The sequence below is a fragment of the Afipia sp. GAS231 genome, assembly GCF_900103365.1.
In the GTDB taxonomy this organism is placed as follows: domain Bacteria; phylum Pseudomonadota; class Alphaproteobacteria; order Rhizobiales; family Xanthobacteraceae; genus Bradyrhizobium.
This window is the reverse complement of the sequence record NZ_LT629703.1, coordinates 6,853,192-6,876,936: the sequence shown is the minus strand read 5'-3', so window position 1 is coordinate 6,876,936 and position 23,745 is coordinate 6,853,192. Positions and strand designations below refer to the sequence as shown.

The following is a 23,745-nucleotide window of genomic DNA, read 5'->3' as shown; positions in this document are numbered from 1 at the left end:
TAAAGGTGGATCGATGGCACCGTAATGTGTAAACGGACGCTCCTCCTGGAGCTCCCATGTCCATCTGCGGCCTAGATTTCGGAACGTCGAACACGACGCTCGGCACCATCGAAGACCATGCGCCGGTCCTGGTGGCGCTGGAGGACGGCGAGAGCACGATTCCCAGCGCGATCTTCTACGAGGTGGACGGCGCCGTGCTGATCGGCCGCAGGGCCGTGGATGCCTATGTCGAGGGGGCTCCCGGCCGGCTGATGCGGAGCCTCAAATCAGTGCTCGGCACCTCGCTGATCGACGAAACCACCCGGCTGGGCCGCGAACGGGTCAGCTTCCGGGATGTGATCGCCTATTACCTCGGCGCGGTGAAACGCCGCGCCGAACAGACGATGGGCAGCGAACTCCGCGACGTCGTCCACGGCCGTCCGGTGCACTTCGTCGACAATGCGCCGGACTCCGACCGCAAGGCGGAAGAAACCCTGCGCGTGATCGCCCGCGGCATCGGCTTCGATCAGGTCACCTTCCAGTTCGAACCGATCGCAGCCGCACTCGAATACGAGCGCCAGATCGGATCGGAAGAAGTGGCGCTGATCGCCGATATCGGCGGCGGCACGTCGGATTTTTCGATCGTTCGCTTGGGCCCGGAGCGCCATGGCAAGGCGGACCGCGTCGCCGACATTCTTGCCAACGACGGCGTGCGCATCGGCGGCACCGATTTCGACCGTCAGCTCAGCCTCGGTGCTGTCATGCCGCTGTTCGGTTTCGGCAGCGCCATGAAGCGCGCCGGGCTCGACGTGCCCTCGAGCTATTTCCACGACCTCGCGACCTGGTCGAACATCAACCGCATGTACGAGCCGCGCGTGATTGCCGATATCCGTCAGGTCCGGCACGAGGCCACTGAGCCCGAGCTGCTCGATCGGCTGATCCGCGTGGTCCACGAACAGCGCGGCCATACGCTGGCGATGGAAGTCGAGGACGCCAAGATCGCGCTGTCCGAAAAGCGCCAGGCCGATATCCCGCTGGAGTGGGTGGCGCCGGGCCTGGGTGCCGCCATCGGCCGCCCCGACCTTGTCAGCCATACCAAACAACTAGCCGACCGCATTGCAGCCCGCATCAAGAACTGCCTCACCCAGGCGCGGCTCGCCGCCGGTGACATCGACGCCGTGTTCCTGACCGGCGGCTCGGTGAAGCTCGCCCATGTCCGCAAGGCGATCACCAAGGCGGTGCCATCAGCGCGCATCGTCGAGGGCGACATCTTTGGTGCGGTCGGCAAAGGACTGACGCTGGAAGCGCTGCGGCGATACGGGCCCGGCCGCTAAATTTCGCATCAAACAATGGCTGGGCGTTGCCATTCCATCACGACGAACCATGGCACGCGCCGAAAGCGCTCTCTATGCGCCTGGTCGCCGGACACCGAGTCCGGCTCCGAGAAGAACGTGAGCTGCAGGCCGCACTTCAGGAACGTTTCCATGTAGGCCGCCAGCGGTCGATGCCAGTTTTCAATGCGTATCCCGGCCCATTGAAACCAGAACGCCGCTTCTTCCAGATAATTGTCGACCGGGAAATGCAGCGGCCGGCCGTCTGTATCCCTCACCCAGCCCTGCGCGGCGCCGGCCGAGGCAAAACCGGTGAGATTGGCGATCAAAAGCGAACCGCCTGGCTTCAACACCCTCGTCATTTCACTGACCGCGGTCCTGAAATCGGCGATATCGAGCAGCGTGAGATAGCTGACCACCAGATCGAAGCTGGCGGATTCGAATTCGAGCCGCTCGGCGCGGCCGGATCGATAATCGCCGGCAGGATCGCGCCGGCTGGCGGTCTCGAGCAGTTGCGGGGTCGGCTCGATTCCGACCACGTTCACGCCGGTGGACTTCAGCATTCTGCAGAAGCGACCCTCACCGCAGCCAACATCGAGCGCGTTGGAGAACCGGCCAGTCCCGATGCGCTCGAGCATGACCGGATCGAGCACGTGCTCGCGTGCCCAATCGCCCCGCTCGCCGATGGAATCGATCCACGCCTGCGCCGACTGTTCCCATCCGTTGCTCATGACCCAACGCAGCTCCCGCTAACGCCACCGCCCCGCATTCATTTCGCAAGTCTGGTCGACGGCTGGTATTGCGATTCCAGCCGGTTGCCGTGGCGGTGAAGCAGACGCCATTCGCCGTTCTCTTTACGAAAAATATGCGTCACCCGGTTGGACCAGCCGGTGATGCCTTCGGTTTCGGCGACGCGCTGGTTCTCGAAGGTCTCGATGTCGGTCACATAGAACAGTTCAGGTGTGATCACCGTAGAGACGTTCTCGTGACGGACCGTGCCGCCCTTGAACTGGGCGCCGGCCCAGTCCCAGCGCTGCGAAACCGCCTGCCATCCCTTCTCATAGCCGCCCCAGCCGTAGAAACTGGTTGCGTCGTCGCTGTGTGAATAGAGCGCCTTGATCTCGGAGACGTCACCGTTCGCGACCTTGGCCATTGCCGCATGTAAGCGCGCGATGGCCGCACGCACGGAAGCCTCAAAGTCCTCGTTGCTCATCTCTCACCCGACCGCTGACCGTCTATGAAATCACTTCCGTCACCGGCTGCAGGTCGATGGCAAAGGTTTCCAGGAACTTTGACGTCATGATGTAAAAGCCGACCGAGAGCTGAAGCTCGACCAGCGCGCCCGGCGTCAACCTGGACGCAATCGCGTTGAAGGTCGCGTCCGTCGGCTTGGGCAGCTTGACGATCTCGTCGGCAAAGGCGAGCGCCGCGCGCTGCACCTCGTCGAAGCATTTTGCCGACTGCCAGTTCTCCAGCGCCGCGTTCTGCTCGTCGGTGACGCCGACATTCTTGCCGATCCGCTTGTGGGCAACGATCTCATACGGCGCCTCGCACAGGATGCCGGTGCGGGTGATCGCAAGCTCGCGCACGACCGGATCCAGCTCACCCTTGTTGCGGATCGCCCCGCCCAACCGGCAATATTGTTCGAAATAGCTCGGCGAATGCGCCATCATCCGGAAGATGTTGGCGTTGCGGTTCTTGCGAGAATTTCGCGGGTGCGGTCGCTGGCTTTCGCGGGATCGCTGTAGTCGATACGGGCCATTCATCACCTTGGGTGTTTGTCGAGGTTTTCTTTGGTTTTTATGATTTTTAGCGGCCGGATCATGCCCCGCGGCAAGGGGCGGATCAACCCATTGTGTGGAACCGGTGGGCTACCGGAATAACTCACGGCCCCGTGTGTTTTAGATGGTCTATCGACCTGCAATATTCCGCGTCACGAACACCTTGGGAAACGCCATGATTCGTATCCTCGCGCTGATCCTCACACTGTCGCTCGCCGGTGTTGCCCGTGCGGCGCCGATCGACAACGCCGACGGTTTCTGGAGCGAGTGGAGCGACGCGACCTTTGCCAGGGCCGCGCGCGAGAAGAAATTCGTAATCATGTCGCTGCAGGCCTGGTGGTGCCGCTGGTGCCACGTGATGAATCAGGAGACCTGGTCGAACGCCGAGACGCGCGGGATCCTCAAGGACAAGTTCATCCCTGTCTATGTCGACCAGGACAGCCGGCCGGATATTTCGCAGCGCTACGAACGGTGGGGCTGGCCCGCCACCATCATCTTCGCGCCCGACGGCACCGAAATCGTCAAGCTGCGCGGTTTCTACTCGCCGCAGTTCTTCAACCCGATCCTCACTGCCACGATCGAGGACCCCTCGCCCGTGGTCTATCCCGACGCCGGCGGGGCCGAACGCGAGCGCACGCTGGCCACGGGTTTGACCGAAGCGCAGCGCAACGAGATTCTGGCCTTCATCGATCAGGCCTGGGACGAACAAAACGGCGGCTGGAGCAAATCCAAATTTGTCGACGGGCCGATGCTGACATGGGCGCTGCAGCGTGCACGCCAGGGCGACACGAAGAACGAGGCGCGGATCAAGCGCGTGCTGACACTGATGGCCTCGACCATGGTCGACAACGCCACCGGCGCCATGAACCAGGTCAACCTGAAGCCCGACTGGTCGGAGCCTGCCCGCGAATTTCCGATGTTTGCGCAGGAGGCCGGGCTTTCGGCGTTCGCACGCGCATCGATCATGTACGGCGATCCGGCCTATCGGCAGGCCGCCGATCGCATCTATGGCTTTCTCAAGAACACGATGGCCGCGACCGGCGGCGGCTTCTACGCATCGTACGGCATGAGCGAGGGTGAGCCCGGTGTGGACCGGCGGCAATATGCACGCGAGACCGCGCAGGCGATTGCCGCGTTGCTCGCTTATTACGACGCGACCGGCATCACCGAGGCGCGCGATCTCGCGGTCAGCGGCGCGCGCTGGGCGCTGGCCAACCGCGCCATGCCTGATGGAGGCTTCCGGCATGCCGAGCAGGACAAAGGCGGGCCTTATCTCGCCGACAATATCGAAATGGCGAAGGCGCTGCTGGCGCTGCACCGCTCGACCGGCGAGCGCGAATGGCTGGTCCAGGCACAGGCGACCGCCGACTTCATCGCCAAAACGTTCATCGATCCCACCACCGGCGGCTTTGTGGCCTCCGCCTCCCCGGAGGCCAAGCAGATCACAAAGCCGATCAAACAGCGCGAGGACAATGTCACGGCGGTGCGGATGTTCAGCCTGCTCTCATCCTACACCGGCGAAGCCAAATACCGGGAGACCGCCGAGGCCGGCATGGGCTATCTGACGTCGCCGCCGATCCTCGATGCGTTCGGCTTCCTGCCCGACGTGCTGCTCGCCGAGGATGAGCTGCGCAACGAACCCGTTCACATCACCATCGTCGGCGCCAAGGACGATCCCCGCTCCGCCGCCTTGTTCAAGGCAGCGCTCGCCTACCCCCTGGTCAACAAGCGCGCGGAATGGTGGGACAAGCGCGAGGGCAAGCTCGCCAATATCGACGTCGACTATCCGGATTTCCCCGACGGACCCGCGGCATTCGCCTGCACGGCGACGTTCTGTTCCTATCCGGTGACGGATCCCGCCGCGATCCCGGCGCAGCTCGACGGCCTCAAACGGGCGCGCAAGCTCTAAACGATTGTTTCCAGAAAACTCCTTCCCGCGTGCACAAACCGGCTGCGCGCGGGCCAAATTGCCGCCTTATTGCTGGTCGATTTTGAGACGGTCGATATTCGCTGAGTGGGGACTCATCAAAGCGGATACTCGTCGCGGGGTGTTCCGAGTAAAAATCACTGGCCGTTTGTCTGCGCGCGTTTCGCGCAGCGATGAGCCATGCCCAGGTCTAGGGAGTTGGACATGAAGGAAGCCACCAAAAGGGCAGCCTCGGAAGCGCTCGCGCAGACGCTGGCGGTGACGGCAATGCTCGTCATCGCCAGCTTCGTCTTCTACGTTCGGTGATATCAGTTGTCGCAAATCTAAACGCGACGAAGCAATCCAGACCTTTTGTTCCGCGTAGTTCTGGATCGCTGCGTTGCTTCGCAAGCCGTTACTTCGCCTTCGCGAAGTACGGCACCAGCCTGCCCGCGAACGGTTGATATCGCGCGATGACGGCATCGCCGATGGCGAGGTCGTTGTCGCCATGGGCCATCATGCGAAAGCCTTCGGCGGTGTCGACCAGCACGATGTTGTAGGGAACGTGCGCCCGGGTTTCCGGCGTCGCGGCACGGCAGACCAGCGAGGTCGCATAGACCGTCCCTGCCCCGCTGGCGCGCTTTTCGGCCGGCTCCGGCGCACCGCAGGCGGCGCAGAAGCTGCGGCGGAAATACTGCACCTTGCCGCAGGCGCCGCAGGATTGATAGACGATCGCTTCGACGCCCTTGGTCCAGTCCGCGAGTCTGTCGCTCATCGCACGCGCTCCAGGAACATGCTGACATGGGACGACAGCACGCCACCGTCGCCGTGCAACAGCGCGATCGAGGCGTCGCGGACCTGGCGATTGCCGGCTCGATCCGTCATCTGCAAATGCGTCTCGACCAGATGCGCCATCGCGCCGCCGACGCCGCAATGGCCGTAGCTCAGAAGTCCGCCATGGGTATTGAGCGGCATCGCGCCGTCGCGGCCGAAATGACCTGATCTTACCTTTGCTGCGGCCTCGCCGCGTCCGGCTAGCCCTAAGTCTTCCAGCAGCATCGCCAGCGTAATGGTAAAGCTGTCGTAGACCGCGGCGTAGCGAACATCCGAAATCGCGAGACCGGAGATAGCCTTGGCCTTGGCGATCGCGATCTCGGCGCCGAGCTCGCTCAAGGCGGGCGCCGCCGTGACATGCTGATGCGTATGCGCCTGCGCACAGCCGCGCACCTGAACGCCGGCCTCTCCGGTTCGCTCGCGGCTGATCACGAACGCCGCACCGCCGTCCGACACCGGGCAGCAATCCAGCAGCTTCAGCGGCATCGCCACCGGCTTTGAAGCCATGACGTCGGCGACGGTAATCGCCTCGCGGAATTGCGCGCCGGGATGGGTCAAGGCGTGGGACCGCATCAGCACCGCGAATTCGGCGAGGTCTTCTTGCGTCACGCCATATTCATGCATGTAGCGGGATGCGACGAGGCCGTAATAGGCCGGGATCGTCGGCCCCAGTGTCACCTCGTAATCGGGATGGCCGACCTGCGCCAGCGCCTGGATCGAGGCGTCGCGGCTCTGGCCCGTGAGGCGGTTCTCGCCACCGACCACCAGCACGTGCCTGACCACGCCGGCCTCGACCAGATGATGCGCCAGCATGGTCATCGCCAGACCCGTAGCGCCGCCGACCTGCACCGCATGCGCGTAGGACGGCTGGATTCCAAAGTGCTCGGCGAACACGGTTGCCAGCATGATATGCGGCGACACCGTCGAATAGCCGCACAAGATGCCGTCGATCTCGGATCGCTTCAGCCCGGCATCTGATACCGCAAGCTCGGCCGCCTTGCTCATGAGATCGAGCGAGGACGAGCCTTCGTGCTTGCCATAGGACGTCAGCCCGACGCCGGTGATGAAGCTCATGGTGTTACCGCTCCCGTCGTCATTCCGGGATGGTCCGAAGGACCAGACCTCAGGGGTGCAATTGCACCCCGAGGAATCTCGAGATTCCGGGTTCGATGCTTCGCATCGCCCCGGAATGACAGCTGGCAAGTTCTGCCCATCCTCAATACGACTTCGGCAGACCCAGCACCCGCTCGGCAATGAAGCTGAGAATGAGCTGGGGGCTGATCGGGGCGATGCGCGGGATCAGGGATTCGCGCAGGTAACGCTCGACGTGATATTCCTTGGCGTAACCAAAACCGCCATGGGTCATGATGGCCTGTTCGCAGGCGTGGAAGCCGGCCTCCGCCGCAAGATATTTCGCGGCATTGGCCGCCGGCCCGCAGGGCATACCGTTGTCGTATTGCCAGCCGGCCGAGAGCACCATCAGCCAGGCGGCTTCCAGCTCCATCCAGTTTTTCGCCAGCGGATGCTGGATGGCCTGGTTCATGCCGATCGGCCGGTTGAACACGATGCGGTTCTTGGCATAGGCGGACGCCTTGGACAGCGCGATCTGGCCGAGGCCCACGGCTTCCGCTGCGATCAGGATGCGCTCCGGATTCATGCCGTGCAGGATATATTCGAAACCGCGGCCTTCCTCGCCGAGGCGATCCTCGACCGGGATCTCGAAGTTCTCGAAGAACAGTTCGTTGGAGTCGACGGGCTTGCGGCCCATCTTCTCGATCTCGTGCACGGTGACGCGCTTCTTGTCGAAGTCGGTGTAGAACAGGCTCAAGCCCTGCGTCGGGGTCTTGACCTCTTCCAGCGGCGTGGTGCGCGCCAGCAGCAGAATCTTGTTGGCGACCTGGGCGGTGGAAATCCAGACCTTCTGGCCGTTGACGACGTATTTGTCGCCCTGGCGCACGGCGCGAGTTTTCAGCTGCGTGGTGTTGAGCCCGGTATTGGGCTCGGTGACCGCGAAGCAGGACTTGTCGCGGCCGTCGACGATCGGCGGCAGCATGCGCGTGCACTGTTCCTTGGTGCCGAACACGACCACCGGATTGAGCCCGAACACATTCATGTGCACGGCGGAAGCACCCGACATGCCGGCGCCGGATTGCGCGATCGTCCGCATCATGATCGCGGCGTCGGTGATACCGAGGCCGGAGCCGCCGTACTCTTCCGGAATGCAGATGCCGAGCCAGCCGGCATCGGCCAGCGCGCGGTGGAAGTCGGCGGGATAGCCGCCTTCCTTGTCCTTCTTCAGCCAATAGGCGTCGTCGAAGCGCGAACAGATTTTGCCAACCGCATCGCGGATCGATTCCTGGTTGGCCGAGAGCGCGAAATCCATCTGATCCGTCCTATGTGTTAGGTATCGCTTTGGTCACGCCGTCACGAACCAGTGCCGCGATTTCCTCAGGCGTGAAGCCGGCTTCCCCAAGGATTTCTGCGCTGTTCTCGCTGAGGCGCGGCGCCAGCCTGTTTGTTTCCACCGGCGTTTCCGAAAACCTCGCCGAAGGCCTCATGTTGCGAATGCGCCCCTCGGTCGGATGATCGATCACGGGAAAGAAATCGGTGGCGACGATGTGCGGATCTTGCAGCAGGCTTTCGAGATCGTGCATCGGCATGACAGGTACATCCGCCTTCTCGAGGATGTCGCTCCATTCGGCCGTGGTCTTGGTTTCCAGAATGCGCGCCAGTTCGGCATAGACGACATCGATATTGACGGCGCGGCCGGCAAAGGTCGCAAATTTCGGATTGGTGCGCAGGTCTTCGCGGCCCGTCGCAGCGAAGAAATTCTGCCACTGCTTGTCGTTGTAGACGATCACGCAGATGTAGCCGTCGGAGGTCTTGTAGGGCCGCCGGTCCGGCGACAGATGCCGCGCATAGCCGCCCTTGTCGAGCGGCGGCTCATAGGTCAGCCCGCCCATGTGGTCGCCCATCACGAAACCGGCCATGGTTTCGAACATCGGGATGTCGACCCGCTGGCCGCGCCCGGTGCTGTTACGATCGACCAGACTGGCGCAGATCGCGCCAACCGCGGTGAGGCCGACGATGCGGTCGACCAAAGCGTTTGGAACATAGCGCGGCACGCCATCGGAAGTCTGCGCCATCAGCGCCGGCAGCGCGGTGGCGCCCTGGATCAGGTCGTCGTAAGCGGGTTTTGCGGCATAGGGCCCGTCCTGGCCGAAACCGAACACGCCGGCATAGATCAGCCGCGGATTGATATCAGACACCACGTCGTAGCCGAGTTGCAGCCGCGCCATCGCTTGCGGGCGCACATTGTAGACCAGCACGTCGGCGGTCTCGATCAGCCGCAGCACGGCGTCGCGCCCGGCCGGCTTTTTCAGATCGAGGCAGATCGAGCGCTTGCTGCGGTTGGTGTTGAGGAACACCGGTCCCATGCCGGGATGGCGGGTCGGCCCGATCTGCCGCGTCACGTCGCCATCGAGCGATTCCACCTTGACGACGTCGGCGCCGTAATCGCCGAGCATCTGGGTGGCATAGGGCCCCATCAGCACGGTCGTCATGTCGATGACCTTGACGCCCCTTAGCGGTCCCATGGCCGTTTTAGCTCCCGGATGTTGTCGTTCCGGTCTAGTAACGGGAGGTTTTCGGGAAGATCAAGGGCATCAGGCGTATGCGTCGGGCCGTCGTCCGGTCTTCGCCGGGACGCCAACGACTACTTCGACCTGCTATCGCGCTCTTTGATCAGCCGCTCGAGTTCTTCATTCTGCGCGCTGAGGCGGTCAGCGACACGCTCTTCGTTTCGTTCACCGGAGGCCCCGGCGCCCTGTTCGACAAGCTGCCTGATGTTGCCCTGAAGGATGGCAATCCGGTCGTTGAGTTCGGGCAATGACAGCGAGCTTTCGTTGCTCATGAAGCGTCCTCCAGGAACTTGCCGGACCATACGGTGGCACGGCGCAAGCGTGCCGTCGCCACCCTATCCAACCCCCGGTTACTTCGCCGGTTCCAACACCGAGACGTAATTCGCTACCGCGGCGCCGCCCATGTTGAAGATGCCGGCGAGTTTGGCGTTCTTGAGCTGCATGCCCTCGGGCGCCTGGCCGACGAGCTGCATCGCGCTCATCACGTGCATGGAGACGCCGGTGGCGCCGATCGGATGACCCTTGGCCTTCAACCCGCCGGACGGATTGACCGGCAGCTTGCCGTCCTTCTGGGTCCAGCCTTCCTTGATGGCGCGTGCGCCCTGCCCGCGCGGCGTCAGGCCCATCGCTTCATATTCGATCAGTTCGGCGACGGTGAAGCAGTCGTGGGTTTCGACGAAGGAGAGATCGGACAGCGTCACTCCGGCCTGCGCCAGCGCCCGCTGCCAGGCCACCGTGCAGCCTTCGAACTGCAGGATGTCGCGCTTCGACATCGGCAGGAAATCCTGCGCATGCGCGGTGGCGCGGACGTTCACCGCCTTGCCCATCGTCTTGGCGGTCTCCGAATCCGTCAGCACCAGCGCCGCCGCGCCGTCCGACACCAGCGAGCAATCGGTGCGCTTCAAGGGACCGGCAACGAACGGGTTCTTCTCGCTTTCGGTGCGGCAGAACTCGTAGCCGAAATCCTTGCGCATCTGCGCATAGGGGTTGGCGACGCCGTTCTTGTGGTTCTTGGCTGCAATCATCGCCAGCGCATCCGACTGGTCGCCGTATTTCTGGAAATAGTTCTGCGCGATCTTGCCGAACACGCCAGCAAAACCGCCGACGGTGTCGCCGTCTTCAGGCAGATAGGACGCCTTCAACAGGTTGCGGCCGATCTCGGCTGCCGGCGTCCGTGTCATCTGTTCGACGCCGACCACCAGCACGATCTTGGCGGCACCGGCCGCGATCGCCCGGATGCCCTGATGCACCGCGGCCGAACCGGTGGCGCAGGCATTCTCGACCCGCGTCGTCGGCTTGAAGCGCAGGGCCGGATCGGCCTGCAATACCAGCGAGGCGGTAAAATCCTGCGGCGAGAAGCCGGCGTTGAAATGCCCGAGCACGATTTCGTCGACATCGCCTGCGGAGATGCCGGCGTCCGCCAGTGCTTCGGTCGCAACCTTCACCACCAGGCTTTCAACGGTTTCCGCGTCGAACTTGCCGAATGGCGTATGCGCCCATCCCACGATGCTGGCCGTCATGATCGTTCTCCCTGATCTGGTTTCGATCGGCTTTGTAGCCTATCGGCGGGCGGAATTCACGCCGATTTCACAGCCCACTCACACATGGCGGTTATGCCGGTCGGGCCGTTTATCCTATATTCGCAGCCGGCGGGACTCGAGACCCACTGACAGCAAGCAGCCGAATGCTTGCCCGCGCAAATATTCTACTTATGATTGTTCCACTAAGGATTTGATCGACCACGTCGCAATTGTTCGCTCAGACGTTCTTTCGTTTCATCGTTTTGAGGCGCGGACCAAATCACGCCAATTTCGGGCCGTCGCCCGGATCACGTCAACGTCCTCGTCACAGGTTTTTGGGGACCGACATGCACGCACGTTTCTTGGCATTGGCTGGAGCGCTGGTCGTTGTTGCTTGTTCAGCTTCCGGCATTCGCAGCGAGGACCTGGCCAATGATATTCCCACGATCGAGCAATTGCTTTCGCTCGTACCCGAGAACGCCAACTGGCAAGACCTCCCCCCAGATTTGCAGGCGAATTTTCAGAAGCGCGCATCCGCAATTCTTTCCGTGGATCGCCAGTCCTGGGGACTATCGAGACTGCAGCAGAAAGCAGATATCCTGTTCTCCGCGCCGACGCCGGCGATGACCGAGAATATCGACCGCGTCCTCAGCATCACCTTTGCTTCGGAACTGCCGGTCGGGTTCGCGATGTCGCGTGACGTCACGAATGCCGATCTCAAGCGCATGCTGATCCGGCTTTATGTGACGATCACCGATGATCGTGGATTCATGCTGCAAAATCATCCCGAATTCAAAGCATGGGATGGCATGCCGGTGAAGGAATTGCAGATCACCGATCACGAGCACTTCAAGTCCATGACCGTGTGGTCGCAACAGACAGAGGATGGCTTGCGGAAAATTCCGGACCAGAACCTCACTTCGCTGGAAACGAAACTGCGCGCCAAATCCTATTTCACCACGAGGGCCGGAAAGTATTTTGACAAGCCCGCTGTCGGGCTAAGCGGCGAGATCGGCTATAGCAGCCTGTATGCCCTTCCAGCCGAGCTTCGCCCGTTCCCGAGCGACACGGCTTTCCTTGAAGCGCATAACGCGTCGATGTTCACCGAATTCAGGGAGGTGAATGTCGGCACGCTGGACGCGTTCGAGTTTGACTACGAAAGCGAATTCAACCGGACGTGGCTTGCCAAGCAGGGAATGTCGGATGCTCTGACCACCAACGTTCTCAAACTGGGCAGCCTCTATAGGACACGCACGCTGGTCCTGCCCGAGAAAAGCAAACGCTGCACGATCTTCTCACCTGTCCAGCGCGCCGCCTATTGGGATGCATTCACGGCGGGCCAAATTTCGAACGCTGATGGTTCAGAAACCATGCAGTCCTACGCAAAACTGTTTGAGGGCAGCATCGCACAACGGCTCGTGACCACGCGGCAAGTCGGGATCCTCACTCTGGAACGGCTGTTCCCCGACGGCTCCGCCGATCTGACCGCTGCGCAACGGGCACAGGTCGCCGACAAGCTGCGGCGTGAAACGCGGCCCGCAAAGATGATGGATACGCTGCTTGCCACCCTGGATGAGGTCACAGGGACGACTGCGGCGTCAAAAAAGGTCAACGATACGATTGCAAGGCAACCTACCGTCGGCGGCGGCTATTCCCCCGGCCAAACGGTAAGGGACGCTGACAAGGCGCAACTCCTCGATATGTGGAACAAGATACGCGGTTTCATCAAGCGCGAATACGGTGGCTATCGTGTCGACATCGCCGCGCTTATTCCGGCCGAACCGGTTATCCAGCCGACGGGGGACAGCCAATTTACCGTCACCGGCCGGGTCAATCTTTCGCTCGGGACCGCCTGGAATCTCGCCAGCCTCACGTCGACCATCATGCACGAGATAAAGCATGCGATCGATCAAAACTCACACGCCGCCGTGGAAGGAGCCGCCTGGGACGGAGCCGCCACGTCCATCGAACGTCAGGTTTGGCCGATCTTCATCGAGGAAGCGATGGCCGAACAGGCCGCGCTTCTGCCGGTCGCAAGGTTGAAAACAGAGATCGACAATGTTCGCTTCACCGCCACCACCGATGCGACTTTGAAAATCTTCCTGCGTGAAAGTTGCGCGAGCGACGAACCAGACACGATCGCGTTCGCCGAGGGAATCGTCCGGAATTACGGTTATGACGACTCGGACATCCTGCGGCTTCGGTCACGCCGGGCGCATCGCAGTTCGCAATATCTGCAATACGACTACGGCCTCGCTATGTACGCTGACCTGCTCTCCTATCTCCAGAACGGGGTTGGTTCGACGCCGCGCGTGGATGCCTACCTTCTGCAAGCCTGCGGTATGCCCAGTCCAAAAAAGGACCAAGCCACCACCGACGATTTGAAGGCCTGTATTCGTGATCGAAAACCTTAAGCTCGTCGCACCGGGCTACATCCGCGCACGCGCTACGCCGGTTTCAGCAATTTCATGGCCCGCGCGCACATGGCTGAAATGCCGGCCCAGTTGCCGGCGCGGATATCCGCCGGCGGGCACAGCCAGGAACCGCCGACCGCCAGCACATTCGGCTCGGCCAGCCAGGCCGCCGCATTGGCCTCGCCGATGCCGCCGGTCGGGCAGACCCGGATGTTCGGAAACGGCCCTGCCAGCGCCCGCAGTGCCTTGATACCGCCGGACTGCTCGGCCGGGAAGAATTTGACGATGTCAAAGCCGTGCGCCAGCGCCTGCATCAGTTCGGACGCGGTCGCGATCCCCGGCGCGAACGGCAGGTCTTCTCCGGCCGCGGCCCTCAACAGCTCCGGCGTACCGCCCGGGCTGATGCCGAAGACGGCGCCGAGCGCTTTCGCCCGCGCGAGATCGTCGGCGTTGAGGATGGTGCCGATACCGACGATGGCGTCCGGCACCTCCGCAATCATGGCCTTGGCCGCCTCGATCGCGACCGGCGTTCGCAAGGTGACTTCGAGGACGCGGACGCCGCCGGCGACCAGCGCCTTGGCCAGCGGCACCGCGTCTTCCCGCCGCTCGATGGTGAGCACCGGGATCACGGTCGCCGCCTTGAAGAGGTCGGCGAGTTTTTGCTGCCTGGATGCTGCGGTCATGGGGAAGCCCTGGTGAATCCTGAAATCAATTTTGCCGGCATCGCCGCTTTCGGGATGATGGCGCCGGGATGGCATACCACAACACCAGCCAGATGGTGGCCGGCGCGTGCGGCCTCCATCGGCTCGGCTCCGGCCAGCCGCGCAGCCACATACGCCGCGGCAAAGCTATCACCCGCCGCCGTGGTATCGACCACGGGCGCTGCGACGGGCTCGGCCTTGATCCGGTACGAAGTCACCGCAATCCGCAGGATGCTGGCGGGTTCGGACAGCTTCAGCACCACCTCGCCGCCGGGAATGCGCGCCAGCAGCGCTTCATGGCTTTCGCCGGGATAGAGCGGCAGCAGATCCTCGGTCGAGGCCAGCACGATGTCGGCGATCTCAAAAGCACGCTGAAAGACGCGGCGCGCGACGTCGAGATCGGGCCAGCCGCGGGCGCGGAAATTGGTATCGAAGGCAAAACGCGCCCCGCTCTCGCGCGCGCGTTTCAGCGCCGTAAACAGCCGCTCACGCCCCTTGTCGCCGTACAGCGACAGCGTGATCGCCGAGAGATAGACGACGTCATAGCTCGCCAGCGAATTCAGGATCGCATCGGTCTCCGGCAAATCCATCAGGCTGCGCGCCGCGGCGCTGTCGCGCCAGTGGAAGAACCGCCGCTCGCCGCTCGCATCGGTCTCGATCAGATAGAGGCCCGGCAGCTTGCCGCGCAGCCGCAACACCTGTCCGGTGCCGACGCCTTCCGCTGCCCAGCCGGTGATCATCTCGTCGCTGAGCGGATCGTCGCCGAGCGCAGTGATGTAGTCGACGCCGGCGCCAAGCCGGGCCAGATAGACGGCGGTATTGAGCGTGTCGCCGCCATAACCGCGCGAAAACAGGCCGCTGCCGGCCTGTTTCAACTCGATCATGCATTCGCCGATGCATGCAACTTTGGTCATGACTGCATCCGCGAAAACGAGCGTGACGTCACCTCAGGCCGCGAACTTGCCGCCGAGTTCATCCTCGATGTGAATCCGGATGATGTCGTCGAAGGTCTTTTCGGCCGTGGTGAAGCCGAGCTTGAGCGCGCGGTCGGTGACGAAATCGCGCGGCCAGCCGCCGACGATACCGATGATGGTCGGATCCGGCACCCGCTTGATGCGCGCGGTGACGTTCTTGCCGGCGACGCGATCAAGGGCTGCGATCTGCTCGCCGACGGTCACCGACATCCCGGGCATGCTGAGATTGCGCCGCGCGCCCATGGTGTCGAGGTCCATGGTGCCGGCGTGAACCAGAAAGCCGACCGCCGATTTCGGCGAGGCGTGCCAGTGCCGTACGTCGTCGGAGACCGGCAGCACCGCCTCCTCGCCGGCCAGCGGCTCGCGCATGATGTTGGAGAAGAAGCCCGACGCCGCCTTGTTCGGTTTGCCCGGCCGCACGCAGATCGTCGGCAGGCGGATGCTGATGCCGTCGAGCAGGCGCTTGCGGGTATAATCGTTGATCAGCAGCTCGCAGATCGACTTCTGCGTGCCATAGCTCGTCAGCGGCGTATGGAAGAACTCGTCGCCGATCTTTTCCGGGAACGGTGCGCCGAACACCGCGATCGAGGACGTAAACACCAGCCGGGGCTTGTAGCCGCCGCCAACGGCGCGGATGGCATCGATCAGATATCGCGTGCCGTCGAGATTGATCCGGTAGCCCTTGTCGAATTCGGCTTCGGCTTCGCCCGAGACGATCGCGGCGAGATGGAAGATCACGTCAGGCCGGTGGGCGATCAGCGGCGCCGCCGCACCGGCATCGGCAAAGTCGGAAGCCACCACCGTGATCGGAATCGACGCATTGGCGGGCTTGGTCGGCGCCACCACGTCCTGCAGGGTCATGCGGGAGATGTCGTGCTTGCCCAAGCGCCCGTCGCGCAGCAGCCGTTCGGTCAGTTTGCGACCAACCATGCCGGCGGCGCCCAGAATCAGAATGTGCAAGACCCGTCTCCTTTTTGAACGTTCTTATTAGACTTGGTTAGACCTGGGCCCAGGCGCTCACTCCTTCACGGCTCCCGTCATCGCCGACACATAATGCTCAACGAAGAAGGCGTAAAGGATAACCAGCGGCAGCGAACCGGCCAGCGCGCCGGCCATCAGCGAACCCCAGCGATAGACGTCGCCGTCGACGAACTCGTTGACGATCGCGACCGGCACCGTCTTGTTCGAGGTCGATTGCAGGAACGTCAGCGCATAGATGAACTCGTTCCAGCACAGCGTGAAGCAGAAGATGAAGGCCGAGATCAGGCCCGGGATCGCCAGCGGCAGCACGATCTTGATCAGGATCTGCCAGCGGCTGGCGCCGTCGATCAGCGCGCATTCCTCCAGCTCGAACGGGATGGTCTTGAAGTAGCCCATCAACAGCCAGGTCGAGAACGGAATCAGGATGGTCGGATAGGTGAGGATCAAGGCCATCGGCGAGTCGAACAGGCCGTACTGGAACACGACGGTGGCCAGCGGAATGAACAGGATCGAGGGCGGCACCAGATAGGACAGGAAGATCAGACCGCCGACCCACTGCGCGCCCTTGTAGCGCAGCCGAACAATCGCATAGGCGGCCAGCACGGAGGCTGCGATCGACAGGATGGTGGCGCAGACCGCGACGTACATCGTGTTCCAGAGCCAGTGCGGATAGTAGCTCTCGAACAGCAGCTTGTGGATGTGCTTGAACGTCGGATTCCAGGTCCAGAACGGGCTGAACGTTTCGAGATCGATCAACTGCTCGTCCGGTTTGATCGCCGTCAGTCCCATCCAGTAGAACGGGAACAGCAGGACGAACACGATGATCGACAGCGGCAGATAGAGTGTTACCAGCCGGCGCGGCAGCGACTGCAGATAGCTCATGCCCTCGCTGTTATCGATCCGCGACGGCGTCGACAGGATGGCCTTGAGATCGACCGGCTTCTGGGTCGCAGGAAGATCAGTCATTGTTTTCACCCTGCTGCCACTTCCTACGCTGCAAACCGAACCACGACACCATGATCGCGGCCAAAAGGAACGGAATCATCGCACTGGAAATTGCGGCGCCCTCGCCCAATTGTCCCGCGATGATCGCGCGCTGATACGACAGGGTCGCCATCAGATGCGTGGCATTGACAGGACCGCCCCGCGTCATCGCCCAGATCAACTGGAAATCGGTGAAGGTGAACAGCACCGAGAACGTCATCACGACCGCGATGATCGGCGTCAGCAGCGGATAGGTGATATAGCGGAACAACTCCCACCGGCTCGCACCGTCCAGCGTCGCCGCCTCATAGAGCGAGGGCTGCACCGTCTGCAGGCCGGCCAGCAGGGTAATCGCGACGAACGGAACACCGCGCCAGATGTTGGCGAAGATCACGCAGGCCCGGGCCCATGTCCTGTCGCCAAGGAAATTGATGTTGTAGTCGATCAGCCCCATGTGCTTGAGCGACCAGGAGATGATCGAGAACTGGGAATCGAAGATCCACCAGAAGGCCAGCGCCGACAGCACGGTCGGCACGATGAAGGGAATCAGCACCAGCGCCCGCAGCATCGCCTTGAACGGCATGTTCTCGTTCAACAGCAGCGCAAGATAGAGACCGATCGCAAACTTGATCGCACTCGCGATGAACGTATAGAGCAGCGTGTTGAACACCGAGAGCCAGAAGATCGAGTCATCCCAGAGCCACTCGTAGTTCTCGACACCGATGAACTGGCCGGGCCGCCCGATCTTGGCGTCCGTGAACGAAATCCAGATGCCCAGTCCCAGCGGATAGGCCAGGAAGAAGATCAGGAACCCCATCGCCGGCACCATGAACCAGAAACCGAGCCAGTTGCGGTTGGTCTTGATCAGGTCCCACCTGGTGGCCTCGCGGATCTGCGGCTTGGCTATCCGTGGTTGGAGCGCGATGTCGGCCATGAGCGGTGTCCCGATTGAAAATGCGAAGGAGCGGACGGCGGTCACCCGCCGTCCGCTCCGGTTTTATCAGCGATAGATGCGCTTCAGTTGCCGTTCGGCTTCCGACATCGCCGTCTTGGCATCCTTCGATCCGGTGCAGTAGTTGGCGAACATGTCGACCACGATGAAGTCGGCGATCGCGGTCGCCGCCTTCTCGCCGGGCGTGCCGATGCCGGAAGCCGGCAGGGCGCGCTTGCTGGCCTGGCTGAACACCTGGTTCTTCGGATCGGCGGTCCACACCGGAGCCGAGTCGTAGGCGTTGAGCGTATGGGTCAGATAGCCCCGCGCGCCCGACAGCCACTTCTCGTAGTTCTCCTTCTCCAGCATGAAGGCGGCAAACGCCTTCGCCGCATTGGGATACTTGGTGAAGTTGAAGGCAAGGATCGGAACCGCAAGCTGCAATTCGGTCGGCTTTCCGATCGGCCCAACCGGATACAGCGCGTGGTAGGTGTCCTCGGCGAGATCCTTCATCTTCGGATCGTCCTTGGCCGCGACATAGATCGAGATGCCGTTGGAGGTGCAGAACAGTTCGCCGGCCAAAAACGCCTTGTTGTTCGAACCGTCGTTCCAGGAAGCCACGCCGGGAATGAAGGCATCCGAAAGCTGCTTGCAATATTCCAGCGCCTTGGCGGTTTCCGGCGAATTGATGATGACCTTGTCGTCCTTGTCGACGGTCCAGGCGTTGTGACCCCACAGGATCCAGTGCAGCCAGCCATTGGCGTCGCCGGTGGCGTGACCGAGTGCAAAACCCGCCGGGGTGTTGTTGGCCTTCAGCGCCTTGCACATCGCAAGAAAGCCCGGGAAGTCCGCCGGGAATTCCTTGAAGCCGGCCTTGTCGAGCGCCGACTTGCGGTAGGTCATGTAGCCGCCGATGGTGGCGACGGGGATGCCGAGCCAGTCGTCGCCAAGCTTGCAGGTCTTGGCGGCAGCTTCGGTCCAGCCGCCGTATTTCTTGCCGAGGTAGTCGGCAACGTCGTTCATCTTCAGCACTTTGGTCGGGAACAGCTGCGGCAGCGTGTGCAGGCCCCACGCCATATCGATGCCGGAGCCGGTGTTGGCGGCCACGGAGGCCTTCGGCTGCACGTCCTCGAACGACTCCGAGAACACGTTCATGTCGGTGCCGGTCGCAGCTTTAAACGCCGCGACCATCGCGTTGAACGCGTCGTCTTCCGCCGGCACGAATCGCTTCCAGCGCATCACGGTCAGCTTGGCGCCCGCCTCCGCCTTCCAGGGCGAGGTCTGCGCCCAGGCTTTGGCGAATTCGAGCAGCGCCGGCCCGGTCAATGCGCCCGCGGCTGCGAGCGCAGTGCCACCCTGAAGCAGAGAGCGGCGAGTAAACTCATTCATGGTCCATCCTCCGGTTGATTATTTTTTGGAATTATTTTTTGATTTATTGCTCAGGCATTCAGTCGCTTGCCCGTTGCCTCGTCGAACAGATGCACGAGCGACGGATCCGGCTTGAGCCGGACCTTGTCGCCCGGACTGAATTGATGCCGCTCGCGGAACACGGCGACCACCTGCTCGCCGCCGAGCTTGGCGAAGACCTGGGTTTCCGAACCGGTCGGCTCGACCACAACGATCTCGGCTTCGGCGCCGTCATCGGCGATGGTGAAATGCTCGGGACGCACGCCGTAGACGGCCGGATGGCCGTCGGAATTGGCGGGCGCAGACGCCAGCGGCAGCTTGACGCCGTTCGGACCTTCGAAGAACGCGCTGCCGTTGACCTTCACTTTGCCTTTCAGGAAGTTCATCGCCGGCGAACCGATGAAGCCCGCCACGAACTGGTTGGCGGGCGTATCGTAGAGCTCAAGCGGCGAGCCCATCTGCTCGACAATGCCGTCATGCATCACCACGATCTTGTCGGCCATGGTCATGGCCTCGATCTGGTCGTGGGTGACGTAGACCGTCGTCGTCCGCAGCCGCTGGTGCAGTTCCTTGATCTCGGTGCGCATCGCGACGCGCAGCTTGGCATCGAGATTGGACAGCGGCTCGTCGAACAAAAACACCTGCGGATCGCGCACGATGGCGCGGCCCATGGCGACGCGCTGGCGTTGACCGCCCGACAATTGGCGGGGATAGCGCTCGAGCAGCGGCGTCAGCGCCAGGATTTCCGCCGCGCGGCTGACGCCCTTGGAGATTTCGTCGGTGCTGGCGCCACGCAGCTTGAGCGAGAAGCCCATGTTGTCGGCGACGGTCATGTGCGGATAGAGCGCGTAGTTCTGGAACACCATCGCAATGTCGCGCTCTTTGGGCTGGACATTGTTGACGACGCGTTCGCCGATCGAAATCGTGCCCGAAGTGATGTTTTCCAGGCCGGCGAGCATCCGCAGCAAGGTCGACTTGCCGCAGCCGGAGGGGCCGACCAGCACGACGAACTCGCCGTCCTCGATCGGAATCGACACGCCGTGCAATACTTCAAAATTGCCGAACGACTTTCGCACGTCGCGAATCTGTACCGACGACATCGGAATCCACTCCCCTCATTTTATGTTTTCTGGCGCATGCACCGAAGGTGACGCCATGCTGTCTTTTCGACTTCTAGCGACCGGTCGAATTCAACGGCGCTATCATCAGCAGTTTGAGGGTTTTTAGCAATCCGATGGTAGCGCTGTCAATAATTGTTCAATCGTCTAATGCATTGTGATAAGAGCGATGCATGGGACGGAAATCGACGAAGTCTGGCAAAATACGCCTTACCGAGGTCGCCAAGCTTGCTGGCGTCAGTCCGATCACGGCATCGCGGTTTTTCAGAAATCCCGAAGCGTTGTCGGTAGCCAAGCGCGAGCGGGTCGACAGCGCGGTGAAGGAACTCGGTTACGTGCCCAATCTGGCGGCACGCGCGCTGGCCTCGCACCGCACCGAAGTGATCGGCGTCGTCATCCCCTCGCTCACCAACAACGTCTTCGCCGACGTGTTGCGCGGGATTTATGATTCCCTCGAAGGCAGCCGTTACAGCATTCAGCTCGCCAACACCCGCTACAGCATCCTGCAGGAAGAGAAGCTGTTGCAGCTGTTTCGCGCCCAGAAGCCGGCGGGATTGATCGTGACCGGTATCAACCAGACCGCAGATTCCCGCGCCATCCTGGAGTCGATGAATTGCCCGGTCACGCAGATCATGGAAATCGGCGACGAGCCGGTCGACATGATGGTCGGCTTCTCGCACTATGACGCGAGTTCTGCGGCGATTTCACATATCCTCGCGCAAGGCCGCCGGCGGATCGGATTTCTCGGCGCGCGCATGGACCCGCGCGTGCAGCGGCGGTTCGAAGGCTATCGCGACGCCATGAAGGCGGCCTCGCTGTTCGACCCTAATCTGGTCGTCACCACGTCGGTGCCAACCACGGTCACGCTCGGTGGCACGCTGTTCGCCGACCTTGTTGCGCAAACACCTGATATCGACGCCGTGTTCTGCGTCAACGACGACCTCGCGCTCGGTGTACTCTTCGAATGCCAGCGCCGCCGGATTTCGGTTCCGCGAGATCTCGCCATTGTCGGCTTCAACGATCTCGAATTCATGGCATCCGCCGTCCCGTCGCTGACCAGCGTGCGCACCAACCGGTATGAAATGGGCCGGCACGCCGTCACCATGGTGATCGACGCCATCGAGGGACGCCGCCCCGAAGTGCCGGTGCTCGACCTCGGTTTTCAACTCATGGTGCGCGAAAGTTCGACCGCGCAGGACATTTGATGGTGCGGGACGCGGCGCCGGGATAGATGACGATCAGAAAATGGTAGCGCTACCTTTTCGGTCGAACTAAGATTGCGGCGAGCCTTGCATTTGCAGCGGCCGAAATTCTAAGCATGCTGCGAACCGCCGCAGGGATCTGAGCTCTCTTCAGTTTGCAGTGCGGGAGGAACCAATGAAAAAAACCGATAACAAGACCAACGGCAAAGGCCGAAAACTTCGCTCGCTGGAGTGGTTCAATAATCCGCATAACCCGGGAATGACCGCACTCTATCTCGAGCGCTACCTCAATTACGGCCTGACCCGCGAGGAATTGCAGTCCGGCAAGCCCATCATCGGCATCGCGCAGACCGGCAACGACTTGTCACCGTGCAACCGCCACCATCTGGAACTGGCGCATCGGGTGCGCGAAGGCATTCGTGCCGCCGGCGGCATCGCGATGGAATTCCCGACCCACCCGATCCAGGAGACCGGCAAGCGCCCGACCGCGGCGCTTGACCGCAATCTCGCTTATCTCGGCCTGGTCGAAATCCTGTTCGGCTATCCCCTCGATGGCGTGGTGCTGACCACTGGCTGCGACAAGACGACGCCGGCCTGCCTGATGGCGGCGGCGACCGTCAACATGCCGGCGATCGTGCTCTCGGGCGGGCCGATGCTGAACGGCTGGTTCAATGGCGAGCGCACGGGTTCCGGCACGGTGGTGTGGAAGGCCCGCGAGCGGCTGGCCGCCGGCGAGATCGACTACAACCAGTTCATCGACATCGTGGCCTCCTCTGCCCCGTCGGTCGGCCACTGCAACACCATGGGCACCGCCTCGACGATGAATTCCCTGGCCGAGGCGCTCGGGATGTCTTTGCCGGGATGTGCGGCGATCCCCGCGCCCTATCGTGAGCGCGGCCAGATCGCCTACGAGACCGGCCTGCGCATCGTCGACATGGTCTGGGAGGACTTGAAGCCTTCCGATATCCTGACCCGCAAGGCGTTCGAGAACTGCATCGTCGTCAATTCGGCGATCGGCGGTTCGACCAACGCACCGATCCATATCAACGCGCTGGCCCGGCATATTGGCGTGGAGTTGTCGATCGACGACTGGCAGAAGCACGGCCACGAGATTCCGCTGCTGGTGAACATGCAGCCGGCGGGATTCTATCTCGGCGAGGAATATCACCGTGCCGGCGGCGTACCGGCGGTGGTGCGCGAATTGATGGCGCACAAACTGATCCATGAAGACGCCCTGACGGTCAACGGCCACACCATGGGCGACAATTGCCGCGAGGCGCCGAAGCCCGACGGCGACGTGATCTGGAGCTACGACAAGCCGCTGGTGAAGGACGCCGGCTTCCTCGTCTTGCGCGGCAATCTGTTCGATTCCGCGATCATGAAGACCAGCGTGATCTCCAAGGAGTTCCGCGACCGCTACCTCATCAACCCCAAGGACCCGAACGCGTTCGAGGGCCGCGCCATCGTGTTCGAGGGGCCGGAGGATTATCACCACCGGATCGACGATCCCGCGCTCAATATCGACGAGCACTGCATCCTGTTCGTCCGCGGCACCGGGCCGATCGGCTATCCCGGTGGCGCCGAGGTCGTCAACATGCAGCCGCCGACGGCTTTGATCAAACGCGGCATCCTCTCGCTGCCCTGCATCGGCGACGGCCGGCAGTCCGGCACCTCGGGCTCGCCCTCGATCCTCAATGCCTCGCCGGAGGCCGCCGCCGACGGTGGGCTGGCGATCCTCAAGACCGGCGACAAGGTCCGCATCGACCTCAACAAGGGTTCGGCCAACATCCTCATTTCGGATGCGGAGGTTGCGAAACGTCACGCCGATCTGAAGGCCAAGGGTGGTTTCGGCTATCCCGCGCACCAAACGCCATGGCAGGAGCTTTATCGTTCGACGGTCGGACAACAGTCCACCGGCGCCTGCATGGAGCTGGCGACGCGCTACCAGGACATCGCAGGCCGCGTCGGTGTGGCTCGCGATAATCATTAGGTAACCCCCGTCATTGCGAGCGGAGCGAAGCAATCCAGAGTCTAGCCAAGG

21 protein-coding genes are annotated in these 23,745 nt (G+C 62.3%); 5 read left to right on the top strand and 16 right to left on the bottom strand.

Annotated features, from left to right (window positions below; translation table 11 throughout):
* The first annotated feature begins 56 nt into the window (after positions 1-56).
* On the top strand, positions 57-1,313 hold the full coding sequence (locus tag BLS26_RS32175) for an Hsp70 family protein (RefSeq protein ID WP_092516482.1): 1,257 nt from the start codon (positions 57-59) through the stop codon (positions 1,311-1,313).
* An 8-nt stretch (positions 1,314-1,321) separates the two neighbouring features.
* Here BLS26_RS32175 and BLS26_RS32170 read toward each other — a convergent pair whose 3' ends face one another.
* Genes BLS26_RS32170 through BLS26_RS32160 form a run of 3 tightly spaced genes read right to left on the bottom strand, consistent with a single transcriptional unit; the run spans position 1,322 to position 2,983 of the window.
* Positions 1,322-2,041 (bottom strand): class I SAM-dependent methyltransferase, encoded by a 720-nt coding sequence (locus BLS26_RS32170; RefSeq protein ID WP_092516481.1) that lies wholly within the window; start codon positions 2,039-2,041, stop codon positions 1,322-1,324.
* 38 nt (positions 2,042-2,079) lie between these two features.
* On the bottom strand, positions 2,080-2,523 hold the full coding sequence (locus BLS26_RS32165; protein WP_092516480.1) for a nuclear transport factor 2 family protein: 444 nt from the start codon (positions 2,521-2,523) through the stop codon (positions 2,080-2,082).
* A 22-nt stretch (positions 2,524-2,545) separates the two neighbouring features.
* A complete protein-coding gene (locus BLS26_RS32160; protein WP_244541765.1) occupies positions 2,546-2,983 on the bottom strand; it encodes a carboxymuconolactone decarboxylase family protein in 438 nt (145 codons plus the stop codon).
* Between the two features lie 283 nt (positions 2,984-3,266).
* On the opposite strand from BLS26_RS32160, the gene BLS26_RS32155 reads away from it, so the two are divergent.
* Positions 3,267-5,000: a DUF255 domain-containing protein gene (locus BLS26_RS32155; RefSeq protein ID WP_172804739.1), complete on the top strand. Its 1,734-nt coding sequence runs from the start codon at positions 3,267-3,269 to the stop codon at positions 4,998-5,000.
* 412 nt (positions 5,001-5,412) lie between these two features.
* Here the strand turns inward: BLS26_RS32155 and BLS26_RS32150 are convergent, their stop codons facing one another.
* From BLS26_RS32150 to BLS26_RS32125, 6 genes are all read right to left on the bottom strand, one after another.
* Complete coding sequence (locus BLS26_RS32150; RefSeq protein ID WP_092516478.1) at positions 5,413-5,772, bottom strand: Zn-ribbon domain-containing OB-fold protein; 360 nt, start codon at positions 5,770-5,772, stop codon at positions 5,413-5,415.
* Positions 5,769-6,905, bottom strand: a complete 1,137-nt coding sequence (locus tag BLS26_RS32145) for a thiolase family protein (RefSeq protein ID WP_092516477.1) — start codon at positions 6,903-6,905, stop codon at positions 5,769-5,771. Before BLS26_RS32145 ends, BLS26_RS32150 begins: the two co-directional genes overlap by 4 nt.
* Positions 6,906-7,047: 142 nt before the next feature.
* A complete protein-coding gene (locus tag BLS26_RS32140; RefSeq protein ID WP_092516476.1) occupies positions 7,048-8,214 on the bottom strand; it encodes an acyl-CoA dehydrogenase family protein in 1,167 nt (388 codons plus the stop codon).
* Positions 8,215-8,224: 10 nt separating this feature from the next.
* Positions 8,225-9,427, bottom strand: coding sequence for a CaiB/BaiF CoA-transferase family protein (locus BLS26_RS32135; RefSeq protein ID WP_092516475.1), 1,203 nt, complete (start codon positions 9,425-9,427; stop codon positions 8,225-8,227).
* A gap of 119 nt (positions 9,428-9,546) precedes the next feature.
* The gene (locus BLS26_RS32130) at positions 9,547-9,744 is read right to left on the bottom strand and encodes a hypothetical protein (RefSeq protein WP_092516474.1); all 198 of its coding nucleotides are present in this window, start codon (positions 9,742-9,744) and stop codon (positions 9,547-9,549) included.
* A gap of 78 nt (positions 9,745-9,822) precedes the next feature.
* A complete protein-coding gene (locus BLS26_RS32125) occupies positions 9,823-10,992 on the bottom strand; it encodes an acetyl-CoA acetyltransferase (protein ID WP_092516473.1) in 1,170 nt (389 codons plus the stop codon).
* 347 nt (positions 10,993-11,339) lie between these two features.
* Between BLS26_RS32125 and BLS26_RS32120 the strand changes: the two genes are divergently transcribed.
* Positions 11,340-13,406, top strand: coding sequence for a hypothetical protein (locus BLS26_RS32120; protein ID WP_157676643.1), 2,067 nt, complete (start codon positions 11,340-11,342; stop codon positions 13,404-13,406).
* A gap of 32 nt (positions 13,407-13,438) precedes the next feature.
* Here BLS26_RS32120 and eda read toward each other — a convergent pair whose 3' ends face one another.
* From eda to BLS26_RS32085, 7 genes are all read right to left on the bottom strand, one after another.
* Entirely contained in the window at positions 13,439-14,089 is a 651-nt protein-coding gene (gene eda, locus BLS26_RS32115) for a bifunctional 4-hydroxy-2-oxoglutarate aldolase/2-dehydro-3-deoxy-phosphogluconate aldolase (protein ID WP_092516471.1), read from the bottom strand.
* Positions 14,086-15,021 carry a sugar kinase gene (locus BLS26_RS32110; protein ID WP_092516470.1) on the bottom strand — a complete coding sequence of 312 codons (936 nt, stop codon included), beginning with the start codon at positions 15,019-15,021 and terminating at the stop codon, positions 14,086-14,088. The genes eda and BLS26_RS32110 overlap by 4 nt, the downstream gene beginning before the upstream one ends.
* A gap of 33 nt (positions 15,022-15,054) precedes the next feature.
* Positions 15,055-16,041 (bottom strand): D-erythronate dehydrogenase, encoded by a 987-nt coding sequence (gene denD, locus BLS26_RS32105; RefSeq protein ID WP_092516469.1) that lies wholly within the window; start codon positions 16,039-16,041, stop codon positions 15,055-15,057.
* Between the two features lie 57 nt (positions 16,042-16,098).
* A complete protein-coding gene (locus BLS26_RS32100) occupies positions 16,099-17,028 on the bottom strand; it encodes a carbohydrate ABC transporter permease (RefSeq protein ID WP_092516468.1) in 930 nt (309 codons plus the stop codon).
* Entirely contained in the window at positions 17,021-17,980 is a 960-nt protein-coding gene (locus tag BLS26_RS32095; RefSeq protein WP_092516467.1) for a carbohydrate ABC transporter permease, read from the bottom strand. Before BLS26_RS32095 ends, BLS26_RS32100 begins: the two co-directional genes overlap by 8 nt.
* 66 nt (positions 17,981-18,046) lie before the next feature.
* On the bottom strand, positions 18,047-19,366 hold the full coding sequence (locus tag BLS26_RS32090) for an ABC transporter substrate-binding protein (RefSeq protein WP_092516466.1): 1,320 nt from the start codon (positions 19,364-19,366) through the stop codon (positions 18,047-18,049).
* Positions 19,367-19,416: 50 nt separating this feature from the next.
* The gene (locus tag BLS26_RS32085; RefSeq protein WP_092516465.1) at positions 19,417-20,484 is read right to left on the bottom strand and encodes an ABC transporter ATP-binding protein; all 1,068 of its coding nucleotides are present in this window, start codon (positions 20,482-20,484) and stop codon (positions 19,417-19,419) included.
* Positions 20,485-20,675: 191 nt separating this feature from the next.
* Here BLS26_RS32085 and BLS26_RS32080 point away from each other — a divergent pair, with 191 nt between their 5' ends.
* Both BLS26_RS32080 and BLS26_RS32075 read left to right on the top strand, forming a co-directional pair.
* Positions 20,676-21,707 carry a LacI family DNA-binding transcriptional regulator gene (locus BLS26_RS32080; RefSeq protein ID WP_092516464.1) on the top strand — a complete coding sequence of 344 codons (1,032 nt, stop codon included), beginning with the start codon at positions 20,676-20,678 and terminating at the stop codon, positions 21,705-21,707.
* Between the two features lie 172 nt (positions 21,708-21,879).
* Complete coding sequence (locus tag BLS26_RS32075; protein ID WP_092516463.1) at positions 21,880-23,694, top strand: IlvD/Edd family dehydratase; 1,815 nt, start codon at positions 21,880-21,882, stop codon at positions 23,692-23,694.
* Positions 23,695-23,745 lie beyond the last annotated feature (51 nt).